This window comes from Halomonas cibimaris, assembly GCF_039537045.1.
Taxonomy (GTDB): Bacteria; Pseudomonadota; Gammaproteobacteria; order Pseudomonadales; family Halomonadaceae; genus Vreelandella; species Vreelandella cibimaris.
On record NZ_BAAAZT010000015.1, the window covers coordinates 1 to 19,834 of the forward strand.

At 59.3% G+C, this 19,834-nt stretch carries 15 protein-coding genes and 2 pseudogenes; 7 read left to right on the forward strand and 10 right to left on the reverse strand.

What is annotated here, in order from left to right:
• On the forward strand, nucleotides 1-199 hold a 199-nt coding region (locus tag ABD654_RS01685; RefSeq protein ID WP_425552691.1), incomplete at its 5' end, for a hypothetical protein.
• Nucleotides 200-282: 83 nt separating this feature from the next.
• Nucleotides 283-1,457 (forward strand): IS3 family transposase gene (locus ABD654_RS01690; protein ID WP_344701659.1). Its coding sequence is split into 2 segments (ribosomal slippage): nucleotides 283-538 and nucleotides 538-1,457, totalling 1,176 coding nucleotides; the frame shifts between segments, so codons are not numbered across the junction.
• 8 nt (nucleotides 1,458-1,465) lie between these two features.
• Here the strand turns inward: ABD654_RS01690 and ABD654_RS01695 are convergent.
• Nucleotides 1,466-1,564 (reverse strand): annotated as a pseudogene (locus tag ABD654_RS01695) (VOC family protein); the annotation flags it as partial.
• Between the two features lie 165 nt (nucleotides 1,565-1,729).
• Between ABD654_RS01695 and ABD654_RS01700 the strand changes: the two are divergent.
• Both ABD654_RS01700 and ABD654_RS01705 read left to right on the forward strand, forming a co-directional pair.
• Nucleotides 1,730-2,926 (forward strand): IS4 family transposase, encoded by a 1,197-nt coding sequence (locus ABD654_RS01700; protein WP_311882096.1) that lies wholly within the window; start codon nucleotides 1,730-1,732, stop codon nucleotides 2,924-2,926.
• 89 nt (nucleotides 2,927-3,015) lie between these two features.
• On the forward strand, nucleotides 3,016-3,894 hold the full coding sequence (locus ABD654_RS01705; RefSeq protein WP_017429329.1) for a LysR family transcriptional regulator: 879 nt from the start codon (nucleotides 3,016-3,018) through the stop codon (nucleotides 3,892-3,894).
• Here ABD654_RS01705 and ABD654_RS01710 read toward each other — a convergent pair.
• From ABD654_RS01710 to fhuF, 9 genes and pseudogenes are all read right to left on the reverse strand, one after another.
• Nucleotides 3,891-5,201: an arsenic transporter gene (locus ABD654_RS01710; RefSeq protein WP_017429328.1), complete on the reverse strand. Its 1,311-nt coding sequence runs from the start codon at nucleotides 5,199-5,201 to the stop codon at nucleotides 3,891-3,893. The two genes, ABD654_RS01705 and ABD654_RS01710, sit on opposite strands and share 4 nt — an antisense overlap.
• Before the next feature lie 27 nt (nucleotides 5,202-5,228).
• Nucleotides 5,229-5,945 carry an arsenical resistance protein ArsH gene (gene arsH, locus ABD654_RS01715; protein ID WP_017429327.1) on the reverse strand — a complete coding sequence of 239 codons (717 nt, stop codon included), beginning with the start codon at nucleotides 5,943-5,945 and terminating at the stop codon, nucleotides 5,229-5,231.
• Complete coding sequence (locus ABD654_RS01720; protein ID WP_017429326.1) at nucleotides 5,942-6,298, reverse strand: ArsR/SmtB family transcription factor; 357 nt, start codon at nucleotides 6,296-6,298, stop codon at nucleotides 5,942-5,944. The genes arsH and ABD654_RS01720 overlap by 4 nt, the downstream gene beginning before the upstream one ends.
• A gap of 96 nt (nucleotides 6,299-6,394) precedes the next feature.
• Nucleotides 6,395-8,383 (reverse strand): Fe(3+)-hydroxamate ABC transporter permease FhuB, encoded by a 1,989-nt coding sequence (gene fhuB, locus ABD654_RS01725; RefSeq protein WP_017429325.1) that lies wholly within the window; start codon nucleotides 8,381-8,383, stop codon nucleotides 6,395-6,397.
• 67 nt (nucleotides 8,384-8,450) lie between these two features.
• Nucleotides 8,451-9,362: an ABC transporter substrate-binding protein gene (locus tag ABD654_RS01730; protein ID WP_017429324.1), complete on the reverse strand. Its 912-nt coding sequence runs from the start codon at nucleotides 9,360-9,362 to the stop codon at nucleotides 8,451-8,453.
• Nucleotides 9,363-9,644: 282 nt separating this feature from the next.
• Nucleotides 9,645-10,154: pseudogene (locus tag ABD654_RS01735) on the reverse strand (ABC transporter ATP-binding protein); the annotation flags it as partial.
• A gap of 115 nt (nucleotides 10,155-10,269) precedes the next feature.
• The gene (locus tag ABD654_RS01740; protein WP_017429322.1) at nucleotides 10,270-12,264 is read right to left on the reverse strand and encodes a TonB-dependent siderophore receptor; all 1,995 of its coding nucleotides are present in this window, start codon (nucleotides 12,262-12,264) and stop codon (nucleotides 10,270-10,272) included.
• A gap of 317 nt (nucleotides 12,265-12,581) precedes the next feature.
• The gene (locus tag ABD654_RS01745) at nucleotides 12,582-13,523 is read right to left on the reverse strand and encodes a helix-turn-helix transcriptional regulator (RefSeq protein ID WP_017429321.1); all 942 of its coding nucleotides are present in this window, start codon (nucleotides 13,521-13,523) and stop codon (nucleotides 12,582-12,584) included.
• The gene (gene fhuF, locus ABD654_RS01750) at nucleotides 13,507-14,268 is read right to left on the reverse strand and encodes a siderophore-iron reductase FhuF (RefSeq protein ID WP_017429320.1); all 762 of its coding nucleotides are present in this window, start codon (nucleotides 14,266-14,268) and stop codon (nucleotides 13,507-13,509) included. Before fhuF ends, ABD654_RS01745 begins: the two co-directional genes overlap by 17 nt.
• Before the next feature lie 375 nt (nucleotides 14,269-14,643).
• Between fhuF and ABD654_RS01755 the strand changes: the two genes are divergently transcribed.
• The 3 genes from ABD654_RS01755 (at nucleotide 14,644) to ABD654_RS01765 (ending at nucleotide 19,831) form a co-directional block, all read left to right on the forward strand.
• Entirely contained in the window at nucleotides 14,644-16,311 is a 1,668-nt protein-coding gene (locus ABD654_RS01755) for a multidrug ABC transporter permease/ATP-binding protein (protein WP_026106057.1), read from the forward strand.
• A 224-nt stretch (nucleotides 16,312-16,535) separates the two neighbouring features.
• The gene (locus tag ABD654_RS01760) at nucleotides 16,536-18,641 is read left to right on the forward strand and encodes a TonB-dependent siderophore receptor (RefSeq protein WP_169330545.1); all 2,106 of its coding nucleotides are present in this window, start codon (nucleotides 16,536-16,538) and stop codon (nucleotides 18,639-18,641) included.
• A 200-nt stretch (nucleotides 18,642-18,841) separates the two neighbouring features.
• The gene (locus tag ABD654_RS01765; protein ID WP_344701672.1) at nucleotides 18,842-19,831 is read left to right on the forward strand and encodes an IS481 family transposase; all 990 of its coding nucleotides are present in this window, start codon (nucleotides 18,842-18,844) and stop codon (nucleotides 19,829-19,831) included.
• The last annotated feature ends 3 nt before the right edge of the window (nucleotides 19,832-19,834 follow it).

The following is a 19,834-nucleotide window of genomic DNA, read 5'->3' on the forward strand; positions in this document are numbered from 1 at the left end:
AGATTCAGATAGTGATTCGACGAAGCGCCTTGCCATTATTCTGTCCGCTTTTTGTCAGAAATTTGGGCACCCATTATGCACGAATATTTTGGATCAGGCACTTACGCCCGGGCAGCTGGCGGCACCCCAAGAGCTGGCGGCTTATCAGAATGCCGAATCAGATGCTTGGGTGATTAAGAAGTGGTGGACTGGACTGTAGTGGCATAGTGTAGTGGCATAGTGAGTTTGGCCAGCTGGTTTTGAGTGTATGATCACTCACAGAGAAAAAATCAGGTGGACAGAATGACCAGGAAAAGAAATTTTGACCCGGAGTTTCGTCTGGAAGCAGCGCAACTGGTGGTTGATCAGGGCTACACAGTGAAGGCCGCCAGCACCGCGATGGGCGTCGGAAAAACCACCATGGAATCCTGGGTTCGCAAGCTCCGCGCCGAACGAGCGGGTAAAGCACCGCAAAAAGGCGAAGCCATGACCCCGGAGCAGCGCGAAATTCAGGATTTAAAACGCCGCCTGCGTCGATCTGAAGAGGAAAAAACCATTCTAAAAAAGGCTACCGCTCTCTTGATGTCGGACTCCACGAGCAGTTCTCGCTAATCGAGCGACTTCAAGAGAGCTACGCGGTGAAGCGCCTGTGTCGCCTGTTTGGGGTGTACCGCAGCAGTTATCGCGCATGGCGTAGCCGCCATGCAGCGCCGAGTCAGACGGAACAGGCATTGCGGCAGAAAATCACCGCAACACACGCTGCCAGCAAGGGCTCTGCCGGTGCACGCAGTATTGCCCGTATGGTGACACAGGCGGGAACGCCGCTGAGCCGGTACCGCGCGGGTAGACGAATGAAGCAGCTGGGACTGGTAAGCACGCAGCCCCCACGGCATGCCTATAAAAAGGCCCACCAGCCGCATCTGGATATCCCCAATCACCTGGATCGTCAATTCGATGTCGAAAGACCCAACACAACCTGGGCAGGCGACATCACGTTTATATGGACAGGAGCGCGCTGGGCCTATCTGGCGGTGGTGCTTGATCTTTTTTCGCGCAAAGCCATCGGCTGGGCGCTGTCCCGCTCGCCGAATACGGAGTTGGTCAGCAAGGCATTGATGATGGCTCAGGAGTCACGTGGTAAGCCGGCCCATGTCATGTTTCATTCTGATCAGGGGTGCCAGTACACCAGCCTGGATTTTCGTCAGAGCCTTTGGCGTTATCAGATGACACAAAGCCTGAGCCGCCGAGGAAATTGCTGGGATAACGCGCCGACCGAGCGCTTTTTCCGGAGCCTGAAGAGCGAATGGATCCCGAAGGTCGGCTACCGTGACATGGCGGCGGCAAGGCAATCGATCACGGATTACATCATCCATTATTATAGCGACCTGAGGCCGCACACCCATAACGATGGGATGCCGCCCAATGCGGCTGAAACCATGTACTGGAATGCTCAAAATACCGTGGCCAAAAATACTTGACCACTACAGTACCAGCCCAATACCTGGGTATAGAAGTCGATGGCTGCTTGAACGTCGGGCACGGAAATGCCGATATGGGAAAACGTGCGGGGGTAAACCTGAGGCATAAAAGCTCCTGTTGGCAAGGGAGGTGAATCAGCTAACGAATGCCATTTTATGCCTGAGGAATCCCCATGAAATGGGTAATAAAATCAGCATGATAGGATTGAAAAAGCCTGCATGAGTCATGCATGTTGTGAGTTACGACACACAACAACATGCGAAGGAGACCCATGCAGGCCCCTCGATTCTTGCATAACTTGCTGACGTCTTCACTCTCCGTGATCCATGCCAAGCGGCTACAGACCGTCCTCGATACCGTTGGCGCTCTGCTGGGCGAGCGACGTCTGGGATTAACGGCCATTGGCCGTGCGTTGCCGAGCTCGACGGATGCCAAGCACGCCATCAAACGAGTCGATCGACTATTAGGCAACCCTCACCTTCATCAGGAACGACCGCTGTTCTATTGGCTCATGGCCTCGCTGCTGATCGGCCATACAACACGCCCACTGATTCTGGTGGACTGGTCGCCGATTGATGACCGCGGCAGGCATTTCCTGCTGCGTGCGGCGGTGCCCTTCGCCGGGCGATCGCTGCCCATCTTCGAGAAGGTTCATCACAAGGAAGGATGCCCATACTGTGAAGCCTATCTGCTGGATGCGCTGGCAAGGATCCTGCCCGACAAGGCCACGCCGATCCTGGTGACCGATGCCGGCTTTCGTAACCCGTGGTTTCGGGCCGTTGAAGCGCGCGGCTGGTATATCGTTGGACGGGTCCGTCAGCCCGCCCGTTACCAGGCGTCAGGCGAAGCATGGCAACCCGTGAAGACCCTGTTTCAACACGCGACATCGGAACCGCAGGCGTGGGGCTCCGTCCGGATCGCCGAAAACCATCCGTTCCGCGCTCAGATGGTGCTCTATTATCGACCGCCACGGGGACGTAAGCATCGCAATAAACAAGGCCGGATCTCTCGGGACGGCGGCAGCCGGACGATCGCCCGGCGTCAGCAGGAGCCCTGGGTGCTGGTCAGCAATCTGCCGGACCGCTCAACGCTGGCGAATAAAGTGGTAACGATCTACCGACAGCGCATGCAGATTGAGGAAGGGTTCCGCGATGTCAAAAGCCCCTTGTTCGGGCTGGGCTTCGGCATGCATCAGTCTCGCCAGGGCAAGCGCATCGAGGTCCTGCTGCTGATCGCCATGTTGGCGAACGTGGCCATGATGGTGGCCGGCCTGGATGTCCGAGCCCGGGGGCAACAGCGGCGCTATCAGAGCAACAGTATCCGGCACCGGAGCGTGCTTTCCGTGTGGCGCCTGGGCTTGGAATGTCTTCGTCGTCATCAACCCGACGCCGTGCCTTGGCCTGCTTGGACAACCCTCCGAGCACGACTTCGCGAGGAAGTCAGGGAGCAGAGCCTATGCGGCGAGTAGCAACATATTCGTGGGGATTCGTCAGATTTTATGCGGCCTTTGCTATAAGGTGAATCGACATGTCGTTATGATAATGATAAGTTTTCGTTATGATTAATCCTCAGTGGCTCCGTACTTTTACCACCCTGGTTGAGCTGGGTAACTTCACGCGTACCGCCGAACGGCTGGACTTGACTCAGGCAGCGGTCAGTCAGCACATCAAGCGTCTGGAAGGGGAAGTGGGGGCGTTGTTTATCCGCCATCCGCGCCGGCTGGAACTCACGCCATCGGGTCATGCGCTATGCGAGTACAGTCGCGAGGTGGGCGTAGCGAATCACCGTTTGCACCAACGGCTGACGGACGACGATGGCCAGCAAGGAGAAGTCAGCCTAATCACGCCGGGAAGCATTGGGTTAGCGCTATACCCTCACCTGCTGGAAATACAGCGCACGACGCCTGGACTATCCATTTACCATCGCTTCGCCCCGACTCAGGAGATAGTGGCGGGCGTTCTCGAAAATCGTTTTGAGCTGGGGATCGTGACGCTGCCGCAGGATGATCCACGTTTGGCCGTATCGGTCTTTGCGCGTGAGGCGCTGGAGCTTGTGGTGCCGGCCCATGCCAAGGCTGATGAGTGGGCCGATCTTGCACGGCTGGGTTTTATCGATCATCCCGACGGTCATGAGATGGCCACGCGCTTGCTAAGCCGTCGTTTTCCCGGCTTTTCCGGCGTGTGCAGTCTGCCGAATCACGGCTTTACCAATCAAGTTGGCTTGATTCTTGAACCGGTGGCGCTGGGGCTAGGGTTTACCGTGCTGCCCCGATTCGCGCGTCAGGCATTTTCTCGCCCTGAGGCGATACGCGTTGTCACCGGCGAACCGGCCGTCGTGGATACGTTATGGTTGCTGCATCGCGCCGAGTGGCCGCTTTCGGCGAGAGCAGAGCGTATGCTCAATGCCATCAAGCCGGTGCTAGGCAGTGCACATTAGCCGAGCGGCAGCATGGGCAGCCAGAGCGCCAGGGCGACCAGCGCAGCCAGCAACACGGGTGGGGTGATAACCAGACCAACCTTCATGTACTGCCCCCAGCCGATGCGGTAGCCCTTGCCGGCCAGCACGTGTAGCCATAGCAGGGTGGCGAGGCTGCCAATAGGCGTAAACTTGGGCCCCAAGTCGTTACCGATAACGTTGGCATAGAGCATCAGCTGCTGGGTCGTCGCTGACACCTGGGCCTGGTCGATCGCCAGGGCACCCACCAGGGTTGAGGGCATGTTGTTCATCAGCGACGCCAGAATTGCCGAGGCGAAACCGGTGCCCAGGGTGGCCACGAAGGTGCCTTGGTGGCCCAGCCACTCCAGTACCCGGGCGGCCTCGGCGGTGAGCCAGGCGTTGCCCAGGCCGTAGACCACCAGATACATGCCCAGCGAGAACAGCACGATCTGCCAGGGGGCGTTGCCAATGACCTTCTTCAGCGAGATGACGTGCACGTGGCTCGAGCTGAACCAGCGCCCGGCAATCGCCATCAGCACCAGCGCCGCTATCCCCATGATGGCGGCGAAGGGAATCGGCCAGCGGGTGGTTAAAAACAGCGCGACCAGCAGCACGGCAAGTAGCGGGAAAGCGGCGCGGAAAACCTGACGGTCGCGGATCGCCGTGGCGGGTGCCTCGAGTCGTTCAACCTCGTAGCGGGCGGGAATGTCACGGCGGAAGTAGAGGCCCAGCACCACCAGCGTGGCGAGAAGCGATACCAGATCGACCGGCAGCATCACTTGGGCATAGCGGCTGAAGCCGATGTCGAAGTAGTTGGCGCTGACAATATTGACCAGGTTCGAGATGACCAGCGGCAGGCTGGTTGAGTCGGCGACGAAGCCGGTGGCGATGATGAAGGCCAGAGCGGCTTCAGGGCGGAAATCGAGCCGCGCCAGAATAGCGACGACGATGGGCGTCAGCAGCAGAGCGGCACCGTCGTTGGCGAATAGCGCGGCGATCATCGCGCCGAGCAGCACGATCAGCGGGAACAGCAGGCGGCCCCGGCCGTTGCCCCAGCGGGCGATGTGCAGGGCGGCCCAGGCGAAGAAGCCCGCCTCGTCGAGAATCAGCGAGATGATAATCAGCGCCACGAAGGTAAAGGTGGCATCCCAGACGATCTGCCAGACGATGCCCACATCACCCCAGCCGACCACGCCGGTGGCCAGTGCCACCGCGGCCCCGCCCAGCGCGCTCCAGCCGATGCCCAGCCCTCTGGGCTGCCAGATCACCAGCACCAGGGTGATAACAAAGATGGCGAACGCCAGCATGCAGGGCTCCTTTTCCGGTGGGTGGTCTCAGTGCGTTGACTGGTTGACGCGCCGAGACACGGCCTCGGCGCTCTCGACCCGCTCCGAATAGCGATCGGTCAGGTAGGCCGACCGCCCTCGGGTCATCCAGGTGAACTTCACCAGCTCCTCGCAGATGTCGACCACGCGCTGGTAAAGCGGTGACAGGAGCATGCGCCCGGCCTCGTCGAACTCGTTGAAGGCTCTGGGCACGGAGGACTGGTTGGGGATGGTCAGCATGCGCATCCAGCGGCCGAGCAGGCGCAGCTGGTTGACGGTATTGAAGCTCTGGCTGCCGCCGGAGACCTCCATCACCGCCAGGGTCTTGCCCTGGGTCGGTCTCACGCCGCCCAGCGCCAGAGGGATCCAGTCGATCTGGGCCTTCATGATGCCGGTCATGGCGCCGTGACGTTCGGGGCTGACCCACAGCATACCCTCGCTCCACTCGGCCAGCTCGCGCAGTTCCTGCACCCTGGGGTGATCGCTGTCGGCATCGTCGGGCAGCGGCAGGCCGGCGGGATTGAAGGTGCGCACTTCGCAGCCGTACCAGCGCAGCAGGCGGGAAGCCTCCTCGGACAGCAGGCGCGAATAGGAGCGCTCGCGCAGCGAGCCGTAGAGCACCAGGATACGCGGGGCATGACGCGGCTCGTCCGGGCCCACCAGAGCGTTGATATCGATGGCATTCAGTTGCTCCGGATCGATGTTGGGGAGTGGGTCGTGCGTCATGAAACGGTTTCCTTCGACGGTGGGCAGCAGGGCTTCAGGTCTTCGAGCAGCGGCTCGCAGAGCTCGGGGCGCCCGGCACAGCAGTCGCGCACCAGGAAGCCGAGCGTTTCGCGCATGTGGTTGAGGCTGACTCGGTAAATAATCGAGCGGCTCTGGCGGCGCGAAACGACTAACCCCGCGCGAGACAGCACGCCCAGATGAGTTGACATGGTGTTATGCGGCACGTCCAGCAGGCGTGCGATCTCACCGGCCGGAAGGCCTTCCGGCTCGTGGCGCACCAGTACGCGGAAGGTGTTTAGGCGGGTCGCCTGGGAAAGCGCCGCGAAGGCTTCGAGAGCTTTATTCGTGTCCATATGTCGAGAATTACAGAAATATAAAGAAAGCACAAGAGACTACATAATACAGGGCCTTGCCCGTCAGCACTTTTCCGCCTCTTTTTGTTGATGATCTTAAAGCTTCCTCAGCCCCCACATAAAATAGCTACCGCCGATCAGTGAGGCAACCAGGCCGGCCGGAATTTCCTGGGGAAACAGCAGCTGGCGCCCGAGCCAGTCAGCCACGACCATCAACAGGGCGCCGAGCAGAGCCGCGCCTGCCATGTGGCTGCGAGCCCGCGAGAAACCAAGCATGCGCGCCATGTGCGGCGCCAGTAGGCCGACAAACGACAGGGGCCCGACAATCAGCGTGGCTCCGGCGGTGAGTAGCGCTACCAAGGAAAGCAGAGCGAGCCTGGCGCTTTCCACGCGAATGCCTAGCGCTCGCGCGGCCGCTGCGCCAAGCGGGAGAATATCCAGCCAGCGCCCCAGCGGCTGTGTGGCTAGAGCCAGCAGTAAAGCAGCGATCAGCACCACCAGCGCCGAAATAGGGTCAACGTAGTAAGTAGAGCCAGATAACCACGCTACCACCTGCTGACCTCGTGGGTCGCCGCCGGCGAGCGTGATGGAGCGTACCGCATCAAACAGCGCAGTAATGGCGACGCCACATAGCAATAGTCGTTCTGGCTGAAATCCACTGGAGTGATTAAGTGCCAACAGTACGCCAAGGGTGATCAGAGCGCCTAGTGTTGCGCTGCCTACCAGCAGCAAATTACTGGGCCCCTGGATCAAAAATAGCGTGATGATCAGAGCAATAGCGGCCCCGCCGCTGATGCCGAGTAGCTCAGGGCTCGCCATGGGATTGGCGGTCACACGCTGAATCAGGGTGCCGGCAATCGCCAGCAGGATACCGCTTCCGGCGGCGGCCAGTAGGCGTGGCCAGCGCCACTCAAGTACCGGAGGATCGAGTGCCAGATCCCATCCATTGGGGCCTTGGCCGATAGTTAGGCCGGCGAGGGCGGCAACGGCGATCAGCACCATCAAGACGATCATCAACCGGCCCGGCAGGGGGTGACGAAAGGATTCGTTGCTGCTGGCGCTGGGCGGGCGGCGGGCGGTCATACGCAGGCGTGGAATTAGCCATAATAACAGGGGGGCACCGAGGGCAGCAGTGGTGGCGCCAGTAGGAAGCAGCGTCGGCAGCCTGCCGGCAAATCCTTGCAGCAGTAGGTCGGTTGTGGCGAGTAGCAGGGCCCCAAGGAGAACCGAGCCGATGAGTCGTGCCTTGAGACGCCGGGCCCCGACCAAGCGCACGATATTGGGTGCCGCAAGGCCGATGAAGCCGATGATGCCAACCACGCTGACCACGCAGCCGGTGAGGAATACGGCGAGGCCAAGCCCGCCCAAGCGCAGCCACTTGAGCGAAATGCCGAGGTTCTTGGCGCTGGCGTCGTCGAGCTCTAGAAGCGCCAAGGGCCGGATCAGACAGGCCGATGCGAGCCCGGCAATGGCCAGTCGCGGTGCCAGATAGGCCACTGACGACCAGTCATTCTGGGCTAATGACCCAGCGCCCCACACCAGCAGGCCCTTTAACTCTTCCTGATGGAAAAGCAGGAGCACCATGCCGAGGGCGCCAGCGTAGAGATTCACTACCAGGCCGCCGAGCACGACGACGCCCGGTGACAGCCCACGTCGCCAGCCAATACTGAAGACCAGAGCCATGGTGCTGGCACTGCCGCCCAGGGCGACCCACTCGCGACCGGCGACAAGCAGGCCGGGAGCTACAAGAGTTGCCGTCATCAGTGCTAGGTTAGCGCCGCTGGCGACGCCCAAGGTCGTGGGTGATGCCAAAGGATTGCGCAGCGTTTGTTGCATCAGCACGCCGGCAAGCCCTAAGGCGCCGCCGGCGAGCAATGCCATTGTGAGGCGCGGCCACCAGCTGTAGTGCAGCACTAAGCCATCCACTCCGACAGCGGGGGTGAACAGGCTCTTGAATGCCGTTATTAGGCCGTTCAATGGCGCAAGCGACACCACCAGCCCTAAGAGGAAGGCCGTCAGAAGTAGGCTGCCGGCCAGGATTGGCGCAGTCAATACCGATAGCGGCCGCCGCTCACTCGTTGCCATGGGCGTTCTCCGTGGTGACGTCTGGGGTGGTGTCAAACCTGCAGATGATTGGCGAGGTGCTGGACGCTCATTCTGGCGGTTTACCGTTTGCGCAGGCGCCGAGCGTTTGTGATTGAGCGTCGCTCAGTGCCGCTGTCAGTGTTTTGGCGAAACGCATCGCCGACGGTAAGCCGCCGAAACTCCAGGTTGGCGGCAGGGTGATAACGTCGTCGCGGGTTACACTGGGGATGCTTTGCCACAGACCGCTGGTTTTCAGCGCTTCGGCCACGCCCGCGGGGTAGGGCTCGATGATGACCAGGCGTGCTTGCTCGAGGCTGATTAGGCGCTCAAGGCCCGCCAGGCTGAAACCCCAGGCGTTAGTCGGCTCTTTCCAGATATTAGTCAGGCCAAGCTGATTGATGACAGCGTCGAACAGGCTGTTGGCACCGAATACACGGACATGGCGAGCATCCATGAACTGGACGATCATCAACGGCCGGGGTGCTGCCGGCTGGCGTGAGGCCAGGCAATCGATCTCAGCTCTGGAGGATGCAACCAGCCGTTCCGCGGCTTTTTCGTGATCGCTTAGCTCCCCCAGCTTGCGTGTCAGCGCCTCAAGCTCTGGCCACACCGGTTTGTCGGGGGTATAGATCGAAAGCGTTTCCACCGGCGCTATGGTGGAGAGGCGCGGTGCGAGATTGGCGAACATCGGCGAAATCAGGATGCGATCGGGAGCGAGGTTCGCCAGCAGTTCGAGGTTGGGTTGGGTGCGCAGGCCTATGTCGGTGACCGACATAGGCGTTGATTGACCCACCCAGCTTGCATAGTCGTCGGTCTGAGCCAGCGCTATCGGCGGCGCGTCTAACGCGATGAGAGTCTCGGCCAGGGTCCAGTCGAGGCTGGCGATCCGGGGACCGGCAAAGGCCGGGGACGCCAGCGCTATGACCAAAGCCAGCGTTAGGGGCAGAGTTATAAAGGCGTGATAGTAGCGATAAATCATGGTGTTGACAGAGAGGGGGCGTTAGTGCACAAGGGCAACGGCATGCTCCCCACTAGGGTGGGGCATGACCTGCATGGGGATACCGTAGATCTTTTCCAGCAGGTCACTATGCATCAACTGTGCCGGTGAGCCTTCGGCAATGACCCGGCCGGTATGCAGGGCGACCAGATGATCGCAGTAGCGCGAAGCCATATTGATGTCGTGCAGCACGATAACAACGCCCAGTTCCAGCTCCCGGGATAGGGTCTGCACCAGCGACATGACTTCAACCTGATGGGCAACATCCAGGGCCGCCAAGGGTTCGTCGAGCAGCAGCAGGCGACTGCCCTGTGCAAGCAGCATGGCTAGCCACACCCGCGTGCGTTCACCACCGGAAAGGGTGTCCACCAAGCGATCAGCGAAAGACCCGGTATGAGTTAACGCCATGGCACGGTTTATGCGCTCAATATCGTCGCGGCGGGAGCGACCAAGCAAGCCTTTCCATGGATAGCGGCCAAAGGCAATCAGCTCGCGACAGGTCAAGCTTTCGGCACTGGGCAGATGCTGAGGCAGGTAGGCGACTTCCCTGGCGAAGGCACGCTGGCCCCAGGTAGACAGCTCGCGGCCAGCGAAGTGTATGGCACCACGGGTAGCCTGCTGCTGTTGGGCAAGCAGCTTGAGTAGAGTGGATTTGCCTGAGCCATTGTGGCCGATTAGGCCATGGATACGTCCCGTCTTGAAGCTCAACGTTGTAGGGTGTAGCAGGCGTTTACCCTGGATTTCAAAGCTTGCGGCGTGAACGTCGAGCATCATGGTCTCCGCATCATCTCCCGCGCGAGAGATGATGCTGTAGGAGGAGTTGAAAAACACGAAAAGGTAATGGTTATCAATTCCAGCGGAAATGTCAATACGCCATTCTTTTCGGCCGCTAGAAACGATAGCTCAGAGTGGCATTGACGTTACGCTCGGCGCCGAAGTAGCAGAAGTCCAGCGAGTTGCATGACGCCACGTACTCCTTGTCCAGCAGATTGTTGACGTTGAGGCGGGCGGACATGCCCTCAAGGCCAACCTGGCTGAAGTCGTAGCCCAGGGTCGCATCGACCAGCGTATAGTCCGGCACCATCTCGGTATTGGCGCGGTCGGCCTGAATATCGGCGTGATAGCGTACGCCAAGTCCAGTGTTAAGGCCGGTAAGCGGCCCCTTCATGAAATCGTAGTAGCCCCACACGGAAGCGCTGTGTTTCGGCGCGTAGATAGCGCTGTTGCCCTCGTTGCCATCGTCACTCTCTGAGTAGGTAATATCAGTGTAGGTATAGCCCGCCTGCAGGCGTAGCGCTTCGGTCAGCTGAGTGTTCGCCTCGAGCTCGATGCCCCGGGATTCGATCTCGCCCACGGCGCGGTAGGGGTCGGTAGGTTGCTCCTTGGTTGCTACATTCTTCTGGTTGATATGAAACAGCGTGACCGAATATTGGTCCTGGGTGCCGTTGGGTTCAAACTTGAGCCCGGTCTCGACCTGTTCACCTTCTGTCGGCTCGAGCAGATTGCCCGCGGCGTCGACGAAGCTCGTTGGAGTGAACGAGGTGGAGTAGCTCACGTAGGGAGAGATGCCGTTATCGAAGGCGTACAGCAAGCCTGCGCGGCCGCTGAGCTGGGTGTCGTCCAGTTTGCTTACGGCACCGGTATCGCGATTCTCGTTTTCGATGTTGACCCAGTCGTAGCGCCCGCCGAGCGCCAGGTGCCAGCGGTCCCAGCTCAGCTGGTCTTGCAGGTAGACGCCGGTCTGCTCGAGCTTGTGCTGCTCACGGGTGGTGACGGCGATGTCGCCGATGGGATCGGCACCGTAGCTCGGGTTGAAGGCATCAATGGCAGGAAAAGTGCCGGAGATCCAGACCACGTCATTGTCGCGGGTCTGGTAGTCGAGGCCGGTGAGCACACGATGTTCGATGGGGCCGGTGGCAACGCTGGCCTCAAACTGGTTGTCGACGGTCCAAGCCTTGAGCGATTCGTCGCCGCCGGAGTAGTAGCGGTTGAGCTCAGTGTCGCTGGCCCAGCCGAAGGCGTAGACTTGGTTGAGCTCCACGTCAGACTTCAGGTAGCGCACCTTCTGACGAGCACTGATGTCGTCGCTGAAGCGGTGCTCGATATCGTAGCCAACCAGGACCTGGTCGCTCTCGAATTTGTCGTAGTCGTCTTCGCCTTCGAAAAACTCATTGTCGATATGAGGCCCGAAACGGCTGTCCACTGCGCCTTCATAGGGGAGGCCGGAGTGATAGCCACCCTCCGGCTCTCTGGACAGATAGGCCGACAGATTCAGAGTCGTGGCATCGGTAATGTCCCAGGTCAACGACGGTGCAATGGCATAGCTCTCTTCTTCGACCGGCCCGAACTGGGTGTCTGCGCCCTGGGCAACACCGGTGAGGCGAAAGGCAGCGCGCTGTTGGTCATCGATGCTGCTGGTGATATCAAAAGCAGCGCGTTTTTGGTTATTGTCGCCGAATCCGATCTGCACCTCGCCGGTGGGTGTGGCGGTGAACTCTGGGCGTTTGCTACTCAGTGCTACCAGACCGCCGGGGGAGGCTCGGCCATAGAGGACCGACGCCGGCCCCTTGACCACTTCGATAGACTCAAGCATGTACGGATTGATACTCAGCGAGCTGTAGGAGTTGGTATCTCCCATCAGTTTCAGGCCATCGAGAAAGGTGTTGCTCAGGCTGCCATCGGAAAACCCGCGCAGCACGATGTAATCGTAGCGGTTCGAGGCACCGACTTGGTTGGTATAGACGCCGGGAGAGTAGTCGAGTGCGCGCTGAACGGTCTGGGCGCCGCGCTGCTCAATGTCCTCGGCGGTGACGGTGGACGTCGCCTGCGGCGTTTCGCGAAACGGTGTCTCGGTTTTGGTCGCAGCCTGGCCAGTCACGGTCATGGGAGTGAGCGCTGAGGCGTCAGCCGCAGAGCCGCTGCTATTGGCGGTGGCCGCATCAAACGCGGTGTCTTGCGCCAACGCTGCCGAAGAGAGGCTGGCCGCCAGCAGGGCAGGTCCGACTTTCACGGAGTAAGGCCGTCGAGAGGAGAGCAATGGGCAAAAGTGCATGTCATTCACTTACCGGTCGGGGCCTCTCGCCTTGGGGCCGACGGATTGAGGCCGAGATTGAACTTTATTGGTAATGCAAATTATTACATTTCGAGGGCCATTTGCGGCTATGCGCAATGACGCAAGCGTTATGCGAGATGACATAAGCGTCAGGCCAAGGCGCTTGGCGACATGCCGAAGCGGCGGCGGAAGGCAGTGGAGAAGTTAGTAGCGTGATTGTAGCCGCCCAAGTGAGCCGCCTGTTGCACGCTATAACCCTGTTGGAGGAGTTGATAGGCAAGCTGCAGCCGACGTTCGCGCAGGTAGTCGAATAGCGACAGACCGAAGCAGCGCTGGAACTTGGTGCGTAGGCTTGTTTGACTCATCGAGGCCTGGAGCGCGAGATCTGCCAAAGTATGAGACTCGGTGGGAGCGTTATGGAGCCGGCGTCTGACTCGTTCAAGACGTTCGCGCTCGCCGGGTGAGATGCCTGAACAGCGGATGTAGTCGCGGTGGGGCAGCCCGTGGGATAGCAGCTGCAGGCAGATCGCCTCTAGCAGCAGGCAGTGCTGGCCGGCAGACGGCTGAGGGGCAGTGACTTGCTCAAGCATTGGCGTCACATAGCCTGGCAGCGTCCACAGATGCAGGTGCGGCCTATCGGCTGCAAGCAGTGGCCCGATGGCGGGTTGCTGGCTCAGCGCCTCGATAGCGTCACCTTCCAGCGCCAGATTGAGCGTTATCAGGCGTTGGCCGGCGGCCTGGTGGACCTGTAGCGGCAACTGCTCGGCGAGACGGGCGCTCATGGCATTGCCGGCATTTAGCCGATGTCGCCGCGAGCCGATGCAGACGTCGATCGACCCCTTTAGAACGATACAGATAAATAGCGGGGCGACCAGACGCGAACAGGAGTCGTAGGGTTCAAGTACGTCGACGTCGGAAAAGGTCATCAGCCAGCCGGGGCGGGGCGTTTCTTCGAGCACGTGACCGCTAAGGATCGGGCGCGACGGCATCTGACTTGCCTGGTTCTCGCCGAGGAAATCGTTGTCGCCAAAGCGATAGAGGATGCCGTGGCGCGCGCCAAATTTTTTCAAGTCTTCAGCGTAGATCTGCACGCGGTGCGTCCCCTGAGGTGGATTGAGACCGTGTGCATTCCAGCGGGCAGTTGCCGCAGTAGGAAAATTCGGGCAGGCGGTAGCGAAGACAGCAGAGCCGCCGAGTGCGGCAGCTCTTTTCACTTTTATCGGCCAGATAACGCACCGGCATGAACAGCGGGTTGCGTCGTCCATCGGGATAGGCGCGATGCTTGATCAGGCGTAGAGGTTCTTCGGCCAAACCTGACAGGGCCATGGGGTGCTCCGCCGTAGCGTGGGAAAAGTATTCGAAGTAGTTGCCGAAATTACTCCAGAATACTTTGGGTGAAGCACCCGAGAGACCGGCTAGCTTTTCTATCAAAGGGGCAATGTGGCCCTGAAGAAGCTGCTCGAAGCGGGTAAAGGCATCAAGAGAGCCCAGCGGCTTGCCTTCGTGAAGCAGGACAAGCTGCGTGGTACGGCTTTCTTCATTGGTGATGATGGCCATTTCGTCGAGCGCCAGCGGCAGTTCCCGTGCTAGCAGCAGGTTAGCAGCCAGCGCCGGCGCTGCTACGTTGGCGAAATGCCACTTTGACCATAGCGAAGCGATAGCCTTGAGGTCGTCTCCTTCGTGTTGGAGAGCAAAACGAGCCAGTAGATCACTGAGCACGGAGGCGTCCAACAAGGATTCGCCGCAGATGGCATCACTTGGAAAGGCCTCACCGATGACCGGGGGCGTAAAGTGCTCAAGGGGACCGTAGTAGAGGTGTGAAAGGGCGAGCGTCATGGCGTATCCGAAAGCGGGCGGGAGACCACCACAGTGGTTAGGTAAAGTTTTCAGCGGGACCCTACATATACTAAATGCGAATAGTTATTAAATTCAATAGCGATGTCTTGCATTAATTTCACCACCTCGGGTGCTGTATTTGTTGCTTGAATTCAGTCAGAGGTGGTCGTATCCGGCATCGGTGGAAAACGATCTAAGCGATCATCTGGACTCGACAGCACGCTGCTTTCAGGGGAGTAGAGGGATAGCGCCGGGCTGGCGGGGGATAGGGGCTTTGCTCGGTCTACTCCACTGAGCCACAATACGCCGCCGCCGTTCTTCAGGAACTGAGCGGCGCCTTATCTTTTATCGCCTCCAACAACGTCGGGTGCTGCCGTGGACCTTCTACGCGTCGTCTATCGCCACTATCGCTGGCCTTTTCTTGCAGTGATGGTCTTGAGCTTGGTTAGCGCAGCGCTTGGCATCGGTGCTATTGCCTTCATCAATCAGCGATTGATCGAGAGCGTGGGAAATCCAGGCCATGTGCTGCCGATGTTTCTGGGGGTGATCGTATTGCTGCTTGTGGTGACCCTGGGTGCCCAGCTGGCGCTGACTACCCTGGGTCACCACTTCGTCTACGGTTTGCGTGGGCGCTTGGTGAAGCAGGTTCTTGATACCGACATCGAGCGCCTGGAGCACCTCGGCAGCGCCGAGCTGCTGGCCAGCCTGTCCAGCGATATACGCAATATCACTATCGCCTTTGTGCGGTTGCCCGAGCTGATTCAAGGCGTCGTGCTGACCCTTGGTTCCGCGGCTTATCTGGCGTGGCTGTCGCCTAGCCTGCTCGGGGTCACGGCGGTTTGGGTAGGCGCCACCATTGCCGGTGGCTCCTGGCTGGTGGCGCGGGTTTATCGCCACCTCGCTCAGGTGCGAGAAACCGAGGACAGACTCTACGCTGATTTCGAGGCGGTGATTCATGGGCGAAAGGAGTTGGCGCTTAACCGAGCGCGTGCACAAAGCCTCTACGAGGACGACTACGACCGCGATGCGTGTCACTATCGTCATCACATTATTCGCGCTGATACCTTTCATTTGAGTGCGCTGAACTGGTCCAACATCATGATGCTTGGTGCGATTGGCGTGGTCTTCTATCTTGCCAACGGCCTCGGTTGGGCGACGACCGAGGTGGCCGCCACCTTTTCGCTGACGCTTCTATTCCTGCGCACGCCGCTGATCTCGGCTGTCGGTGCGCTGCCAACGCTGCTCAGCGCTCAGGTGGCCTTCGACAAGCTTCATAGCCTTGCTCTGACCGAGTACCGCGGGGGCTTTGCCGGCAGAGAAACCCGGGATGATGCCTGGGAGTCCCTGACGCTGAAGGGCGTCAGCTTTCGTTACGCCGCGAGCGAAGCCCGTGAAGGCTTTGCTGTTGGGCCCATTGATCTGACGCTGAAACGCGGCGAGATGGTCTTCTTGATCGGCGGAAACGGGAGTGGCAAGTCGACGCTGGCGAAGCTGCTGACGGGGCTGTATCGTCCCCAGGGTGGTGAGATTCGCCTTGACGGGTATGCGATTGGCGAGGGCGAGTGGGAGGCCTTTCGCCAGCGCTTTTCGGCCGTATTCACCGATTTTCATCCCTTTGACAGGCTTGTTGGCCCCAGCGGTGAGGCAGCTGACTCGTCTCTGGTTGATACTTGGCTTGAGCATCTTGCCATGCGCGAGAAACTTCATTTTGACGGTCAGCGGGTGACCAACCCAGCGCTATCCCAGGGGCAGCGCAAGCGTCTAGCTCTGCTGATGGCGGTGGCCGAAGAGCGCGATATTCTGTTGCTCGACGAGTGGGCCGCCGATCAGGATCCGCAGTTCCGTCGGTTCTTCTATCGCGACCTGCTGCCGCTGCTCAAGGACATGGGCAAGACGGTATTTGCGATCAGCCACGACGATCATTATTTTCACCATGCTGATCGTCTCTACGAAATGCGAGCGGGCCACTTGAGCGAACTGACCGGAGCCAGTCGTGAGCGAGTCAGTAAAGACGCCGTCGCGAGGCTGAACGAAGACCTGTGAGAGACCCGCAGCGTCCGGCTATCGGTTTCGGAGCTTTCGGCGCCTTTATGCCAATGTCAGAAATCCGCGCCCGTATGGTGAGGTAATCGTTGCCAGCAGACGACGCTGGAATACGCGTGATTGCGCCTGCAAATAAAAACGATTAGCATCCCGGAGCATGTTTCACATGCGACCCGGTAAGCCGGCCATGATCTTTTCCCGCTGCCATATCAAGGCCTTTGTCGATGCAAACTTTCCCGCCATTTTCCGGGCTGTCTCCCGTAACCGTAGCGATTCGCCGTGGCATGGGGCTAACGCTCTCCTTCTCCTTGCTAGGCATCTCGCCTTTGGCCCTTGCGCAATCTGACGCCGTTGCCGACGTCAATACCGATACCATGGTTGTAACCGGCACAGCGCTCAAGGTCGATGCGCCGATATTGGAGACGCCGCGCTCCACTTCCCAGGTATCTCGCGAAGAGCTTGATAACCGCCAGGTCAATAAGTATGACGAGGTATTTCGATACCGCAGCGGCGTGCTGTCTCAGCCCTTTGGGCAGGACAACAAGGCCGACTGGTTCTACCTTCGCGGTTTCAACGCCGAGGATTCCACCTATCAGGATGGGCTGCGCCAGTTTCGCGAAGGCGGCTACTTCTGGTGGAGCACCGAACCCTTTGGTCTTGAAAGCGTCGAGTTACTCAAGGGGCCTGCCTCCATCCTGTATGGGGAAGCCCCTCCGGGCGGCGTGATCAACGCTGTCAGCAAGCGGCCTACCGAAGAGCGTCGGGGCCTGGTCGAGCTGCAGGCCGGAAGCAATGATCATAAGCAGGTGGGTATCGATGTGTCTGGCCCCGTGGCCGACCGCGATGACGCTCGCTATCGCATGGTTGGGTTATTCCGCGAAGGTGATGGCGCCATTGAGGATACTGACAACCAGCGCGTTTATCTGGCACCAAGTCTAGAGGTGGACCTTTCGGATAACACCGGCATTACCTTCCTTGCCAGCTATCTGAAAGATCACGGGACGCCGACCAACGGCTTCAAATTGCCCCATGGCACTGTGAACAATACGCCGTTTGGCAAGCTTGATCCCGAGGACAACCTGGGCGAGCCCGGCTATGAGAGGCAGGAGCACGAGCAGTGGGCGCTGGGCTATGAGCTGAGTCACAGCCTCAACGATACCTGGGACCTTGAGCAGAACCTGCGCTATAGTCATCTGGATCTGCTCGAGCGTGATGTCTATGTGTCGTATATGCTCGATGATCGCCATGCTCAGCGTGGAATGACTTACCGCGATGGTGACTACGATGCCATCACAGTGGATAGCCGCGCGATCGGCCACTGGTATACTGATCGTCTAGAGAACACCTTGCTGCTTGGCTTCGACTATCAAGACCTGGATATCAACTACGACAATTACGACGATGCTGCTTTCGGTGGTCCCTTCGATATCTTCGATCCTGACTATGGCAACTTCACACCGTCGTCACGCAGTGGCACTGAACACCAGGAGGGCAAGGAGCAGCTTGGCTTCTACGCTCAAGATCAGCTGCGTATGGATGATCGCTGGATCTTTCTCGCCGGCCTTCGTCATGACAGCGTTGACGTGACCAATCGTATTGACGGTCAGGATAATGGCGGGGGTCGCGAGGATGAGATGACCTTTTCTGGCGGTATGATGTACCTCGGCGACTACGGTGTTTCACCCTATTTAAGCTATAGTGAGTCATTCTCGCCGCAGATTGGTACCGACCCTGACGGTAATGTTTACCAGTCGAGTGAAGGTGAGCAGTGGGAGCTGGGCGTTAAGTACGCGCCGAGCTGGCTCGACGGCTATGTGACTACGTCGGTCTTTGATCTCGAAGAATCTGACACCCTCTACGTCAGCGGCGAGTCGTCGAATCGTCAAGGTGGCAAGCGTAAGTCCCGGGGCTTTGAAGTCGAGGGCGTGGGTTATGTTACCGATGAACTCAAGGTTACTGCAGCCTATACCTATACCGACGTGCGCGTTGATCTCAGCCAGGCTCAGAAAGATGTTCGCGCCGGCCTGATTCCTCGCAATCAGGCTTCACTGTGGATGGATTATGAGGCCCAGGGGTTGTTACGCGGCCTGAATATCGGTGGTGGCGTACGTTATGTGGGCGAATCTAAGGATAGCCCGCAATACTCGGATACTCAGGTAGATTCTTATACCTTGTGGGACGCTAAGGCCAGCTATGATCTTACTCCACAGTGGACCGCCCAGGTCAACGTCAACAACTTGACCGACGAGGAGTACGTCAGCGGATGTGAGTATTGGTGCTATTATGGGGAAGAGCGCAGCGTAGTTGGGAGCCTGAAGTACCGGTTCTAACCCCTGAATTCAAATAATGAGTGCAGCATCTGCGGTGTTCAGCGATCCTGAATCTTCCCCAGGAAGATCTGTGCCGGTTTCCGGTAGCCGAGTCGCTTTCGAGGCTATCTGTAGGGTCCCGGATGATCAAATGAGCTATAGGAGTTATCCTCTGCTCGCAGCCAGAGAGCTTCTACAGCAATTCATTCGGGAGCAGGTTCATGGACATCAAGCTGCATAAGCAGGCCACGACGACACCGAAGATTCGTGCCGAGATCCAGGCGGCACCCTCCAGCATCACGGATAGCGAGCTGGCCCGCCAGTTTGGCGTCTCCACCGCGACCATCCGGCGTTGGCGGTACCGTGAGGATGTTTATGATCGGCCCCATACGCGTCATAACCTGCTGGCCACGCTCACGTCCGAGCAGGAGGAGGTGCTGATCGCCGCCCGCGAATTCCTGCGCCTCGGTCTGGATGACCTGCTTGTCGTGGCACGTGAGTTCTTGAACCCTCGACTGTCCCGCTCAGGCCTGCATCGCATGCTCAAGCGCCGCGAGGTGCCGACACTGGCAGAACTGGCCCGTCAGGATGCCGGAGATGATGACAAGCCCCGGCACAAGCCCTTCAAGGACTACGAGCCCGGGTACGTGCATATCGACATCAAGCACCTGCCCCAGATGCCCGACGAGGAGCAGAAGCGCTACCTGTATGTCGCCATCGACCGTGCCACACGCTGGGTCTATCTGGAGGTCAGGAGCAGCCAGTCCGCCAAGGATGCCAAGGCGTTCATGAAGCGTGTGGAGGAGAAGGCTCCCTTCACGATCCAGACGGTGCTGACTGATAACGGCAAGTCGTTCACCGATCGCTTTACGCGGGCAGGTGAGCGCAAGCCCAGCGGCCGCCACCCCTTCGACCAGCAGTGCCAGACCCATGGTATCGACCATCGCCTGATCAAGCCGGGAAGGCCGCAGACAAACGGTATGGTAGAGCGGTTCAACGGCCGCATCAGCGACGTGCTGGCGACCCGGCGCTATACCTCAGGCGAGGACCTGGAGCAGACGCTCAAACGCTACGCTTGGCTGTACAATCACCACATCTCTCAGAAGGCGCTGCATCATCAATCACCGATCACGGCGATGAAGGAGTGGCAGGCCAAGCGACCTGAGCTATTTACCAAACGAGTTGTCAATCACACGGGACCCGACACGTAGTCA